Source organism: Sphingomonas bacterium, from assembly GCF_903643035.1.
In the GTDB taxonomy this organism is placed as follows: Bacteria; Pseudomonadota; Alphaproteobacteria; order Sphingomonadales; family Sphingomonadaceae; genus Sphingomonas.
On record NZ_CAHJWW010000233.1, the window covers coordinates 1 to 4421 of the forward strand.

Here is a 4421-nt window from a genome sequence, read left to right on the forward strand (position 1 = left end):
CGCGGCGACGACGGTGTCGATGGCCGCGTCCAGCCAGCGCGCGGCCTGGAGCTGCCAACCCTGACGGGTCGGATCGAGCAGGACGAGGTTCGCGATCCCCGACGACCTGCTGTCCAGAAGCGTCGCGCCATGCCGATCGTACAGGCGGATGCGCGCGCCCGTGTCGCGGGCGAGGCGGGCGATCAGGGCGCTGCGGCTTGGCGGCGACGCACCGGCGATCGCCTCGGCGATCAGCCTCACCTCACGCGAGGACTGGCCGAGGCGGGAGTCGACGATCCGCGAGCGGTATGAGTCGAGATAGAAGAACCCCCCGGCCAGCAACGCGAGCGCGAAGATGTTGACCGCCAGGATCCTGCGGGTGAGCGAGATGCGCCCGGACCATCGCAGCGCGAGGTCGCCGTCACCCGTCCGAGAAACGGTAGCCTGCGCCATACAGCGTCTCGATCGCGTCGAACTGAGCATCCACCTGCCGGAACTTGCGCCGCAGCCGCTTGATGTGGCTGTCGATCGTCCGGTCGTCGACATAGATGTCGTCGTGATAGGCCGCGTCCATCAACTGGTTGCGGGTCTTCACCACGCCCGGCCGCTGCGCCAGCGTCTCCAGGATCAGAAACTCCGTGACCGTCAGCGTGACCGGATCCTCCTTCCAGATCACGCGATGGCGGGCGGAGTCCATGCACAGGCGACCGCGACGGATCGGCTCGTCCCCGGCGGCGACGCTCTCGACGCTTCCGGGCTGGGCGACTTCCGTCCGGCGCAGGATGGCGCGGATGCGGGCGATGAGCAGCCGCTGGGAAAAGGGCTTGGCGATGTAGTCGTCCGCGCCCATCGCGAGGCCCAGCGCCTCGTCGAGCTCGTCGTCCTTGCTGGTCAGGAAGATGACCGGAGTCGAGGATCGTTCGCGCAGGCGGCGCAGCAGTTCGAGGCCGTCCATCCGCGGCATCTTGATGTCCAGCACCACCAGGTCAGGCGACTTGTCGAGCAACGCCTTCAGCGCCGCATCGCCGTCGGAATAGACCCGCGTCGCGAACCCCTCGGCCTGAAGCGCGATCGATACCGATGTCAGAATGTTGCGATCGTCGTCCACGAGCGCGATCGTTGCCGTCAAGGCGTCGGACCTGTGCACTGCATGATCATGGGATAGGGGAAGACCGATGCCGGCTCAACCTCATGTAACAGCCATGCCACCGGGAGACGGGGTTGCCGGCGGACACAGCGAAACGGGCAGAGGTCACCCTCTGCCCGCAAGCACCGCGTCCAATCGTATCAGAAGGTATTGCCGCGCGGCGCGGGGGGGAGCGTTCCCGGACCGGGCTCCCCATAGCGGCCGTAGGACGGCGGTATGCCGCGCCTGTCCTTGGGTAGCACGATCGTCGGTCCGAGCGTCCGCACGACGGCGTGGGCATCGAACGCCCGCACGTTGCCGGCAGGAATGCCGCCGCGTCGCATTACGATCTGCGCTTCCGCCTCGACTCGGTCTACGGTCTGGATATCCTGCCCGCCGAAGAACGGATCGCCAAAGCCGCCGCCCCAGCCACCCCAGCCGCCGACGCCGTGATACCGCCACGACGGACCCCAGAAACCGCCGAAGCCAAGCCCACCGTAACCGCCATAGCCACCGCCGTAGCCGCCAAAGCCGCCGCCATACCCGCCAAAACCACCGCCGTAGCCAAAGCCGGGGGTCGAATAGGTCCTGGTCTGGCGGTCCGTGTCACGATCGACCATCACGAAATAGTCGTTGCCCTGTTGCAGGGTCAGTTCCGCGGAACGGAACAGCAGATAGCGTTCCACCGTGTCGCGCGGCGTCACCGTGTTGCCCGCGAAGCTGACCAGCCAGCGGCCGGGCTCGACCATGCGCTCAGAATAGCCGGTACGATCAAACCCGACGCCGGTCGCCGGCCGGTACGTTGTTTCCGTCGCGCAGCCAGCGACGAGCAGCGTCGCGGACGCGAGCGCCGCAGCCATCAGCCCGCGGCCGATACGATGCGATATCATCATCATGTCTCCATGCCATCGCCGAACGGCGATACCGGATCGCCATAGCTTGCCGATGTGGAACGGGCGATGAACGGATCGGCTCCGACATGTCGACGATTTCAGATTCCCGACGTCCGGCATCGACATCCGGCCTGCAACATGCATTAGCGGCGACAGGTCGTCGAGACCTGGCGGCGAGTGGCTCCCTGAGTTGGATTCGAACCAACGACCAAGTGATTAACAGTCACCTACTCTACCGCTGAGCTATCAGGGAATGCTCGACAGCGGGTCTATAGCCGTGGCGCACCGCGATGCAAGCCTTCGCGGGTCAGGCGATGAACTGCTCCATCGTGATCCGGTCGTCGAGCGCGTGCTCGGGGTCGAACAGCAGGGTCAGCTCGCGCGCGCGGTCCATCTCGATCCGCACCTCGGCGATATCGCGGACCTCTCGCTGGTCGGCCACTGCCGACACCGGGCGCTTGGCGGGATCAAGGATGCGCAGGCCGATCCGCGCCTTGTCCGGCAGGATCGCGCCCCGCCAACGCCGTGGCCGGAACGGACTGATCGGGGTCAGCGCGAGCAGCGCCGAGCCGAGCGGCAGGATCGGGCCGTTCGCCGACAGGTTGTACGCGGTGGAGCCGGCGGGTGTCGCCACCAATATGCCATCGCAGGCAAGTTGCGGCAGGACGACCCGGTCGTTCACCGTCACCTCGATGCTCGCGGTCTGGCGGGTCTCGCGCAACAGCGACACCTCGTTGATCGCCGGCAGCGTCCGCGTCCGGCCGTCGACCGTGGTGACGGTCATGCTCAGCGGCGTGACCCTGAACGGCCGTGCGCGCTCCAGCCGCGTGTCGAGGCCGTGGTATCGCCACTCGTTCATCAGGAAGCCGACGGTACCGAGATTCATTCCGAACACGGGAGGACCGGCACCGGGTCGTTCAAGCGCGGCGTGCAGCGTCTGGAGCAGGAACCCGTCACCGCCGAGCGCGATGACGACGTCCGCCCGATCGAGCGGCACCCATTCGCCCAGCTCGGCGAGTTCCGCCGCCGCCGCCTGCGCCGCTGCCGTCGGCGAGGCGACCAGTGCCCGCCGGACGTAGCCGGTCATCCGCCCGTCACGCTCATGTGCCGCCGCACCGCCGGTGCCGCGCCCGGGGCGATGCGGAAGTCGTGTCGGGCGGGTTTCAGCGACAATGCGAGGTCGATCGCCTCGTCCAGCGCGGCAATGCCGCCATCGCGCAGGGCGGCCTTCAGATCGACCTGATCCTCGTGGCCGAGGCACATGTAGAGCTTGCCCTCGGTGGTCAGACGCACGCGATTGCACCCGTCGCAGAAATTGGCGGTGAGCGGCGAGATGAAGCCGAGTCGCGTCCCGGTACCCTCCACCCGCCAGTAGCGCGCCGGACCACCGGTGCGATGGTCGTCGCGCCTGAGCGGAAACATCGCGCGGAGCCCGTCGAGAACACCCGTCAGCGGCAGGAAGCGGTCGGTCCGATCCTCGTCGATCGCGCCGAGCGGCATCGTCTCGATCAGGGTCAGGTCGTGACCCTCGGCAACGCACCAGCGCAGGATGGCAGGCAGCTCGTCCTCGTTCAGGCCCCTCAGCGCGACGGTGTTGATCTTCACCGCCAGCCCGGCGTCGCGCGCGGCGGCGATGCCGTCCAGCACCCGGGCGACATCGCCGTGCCGCGTGATGTAGCGGAACCGCTCGGGATCGAGGCTGTCGAGGCTGACGTTGATCCGCCGCATCCCGGCGGCGACCAGAGACGGCGCGTGGTCGGCCAGCCTGGTGCCGTTCGTCGTCATGGTGAGTTCGTCGAGCCCATCGCCCACATGCCGGCCCAGCCGCTGCACCAGCTCGTCCACGTCGCGCCGGACCAGCGGCTCGCCCCCGGACAGACGTATCTTGCGGACGCCGCGCGCCATGAACCGCTCCGCGATGATCGCGATCTCCTCCAGCTTGAGGAGTGCCGACCGGGGCAGGAACGTCATCTGCTCGGCCATGCAATAGCGACAGCGCAGGTCGCAGCGGTCGGTGACGGAGATGCGCAGGTAGCTGATCGTGCGTCCGTGCCGATCGACCAGCGGTGGCGCGGTCAGGGGGGGGCGATCGGCCATGCCCGGGAGCTAGGACGCGGCGGCGCCGCAAACAAGGGCGTTTCGCCTCCGGGGATGGGTTGCTACAGCAAGGCATGGGGCTGGGAAAAGCGGTGGGCGGCAGGAGGGTCTCGGTCGGGGGTGCGACGCTGGATGCCGGCTCGTCACGCGAGCTGACCGACGCCGGCTGGACGCTGGTCTTCGATGCGGACGACGCCCCCTTGATGCTGGTCGACCTTCGCGCCGGAGACCGGGACCATTCGGACCCGCTTGCGCGCGTGCGGCGCGTGGCGGCGCGTGGCGGCGCGGCGGTGGTGGCGATCGTCTCGCGCGACCATGGGCCGACG

The 4421-nt window shown here is 68.2% G+C and carries 6 protein-coding genes and 1 tRNA gene; 1 reads left to right on the top strand and 6 read right to left on the bottom strand.

All coding sequences use genetic code 11. The annotated features are described in order from the left end of the window. The 6 genes from HUV01_RS12680 to moaA all read right to left on the bottom strand — a co-directional run. Positions 1-432, bottom strand: a 432-nt coding sequence (locus tag HUV01_RS12680; protein WP_174298598.1) for a sensor N-terminal transmembrane domain-containing protein, incomplete at its 3' end; no start/stop codon positions are given. Beyond that, positions 401-1108, bottom strand: coding sequence for a response regulator transcription factor (locus HUV01_RS12685; RefSeq protein ID WP_174298599.1), 708 nt, complete (start codon positions 1106-1108; stop codon positions 401-403). The genes HUV01_RS12685 and HUV01_RS12680, both read right to left, overlap by 32 nt. A gap of 158 nt (positions 1109-1266) precedes the next feature. Next, the gene (locus tag HUV01_RS12690) at positions 1267-1998 is read right to left on the bottom strand and encodes a CC0125/CC1285 family lipoprotein (RefSeq protein ID WP_254606624.1); all 732 of its coding nucleotides are present in this window, start codon (positions 1996-1998) and stop codon (positions 1267-1269) included. A 178-nt stretch (positions 1999-2176) separates the two neighbouring features. Continuing rightward, positions 2177-2251: transfer RNA gene (locus HUV01_RS12695), tRNA-Asn, on the bottom strand. Positions 2252-2305: 54 nt separating this feature from the next. Beyond that, positions 2306-3085, bottom strand: coding sequence for an NAD kinase (locus HUV01_RS12700; RefSeq protein ID WP_174298600.1), 780 nt, complete (start codon positions 3083-3085; stop codon positions 2306-2308). Further along, complete coding sequence (moaA, locus tag HUV01_RS12705; RefSeq protein WP_174298601.1) at positions 3082-4095, bottom strand: GTP 3',8-cyclase MoaA; 1014 nt, start codon at positions 4093-4095, stop codon at positions 3082-3084. Before moaA ends, HUV01_RS12700 begins: the two co-directional genes overlap by 4 nt. Before the next feature lie 92 nt (positions 4096-4187). On the opposite strand from moaA, the gene HUV01_RS12710 reads away from it, so the two are divergent. Then, positions 4188-4421: hypothetical protein (locus HUV01_RS12710; protein WP_174298602.1), on the top strand; the 234-nt coding region annotated here is incomplete at its 3' end.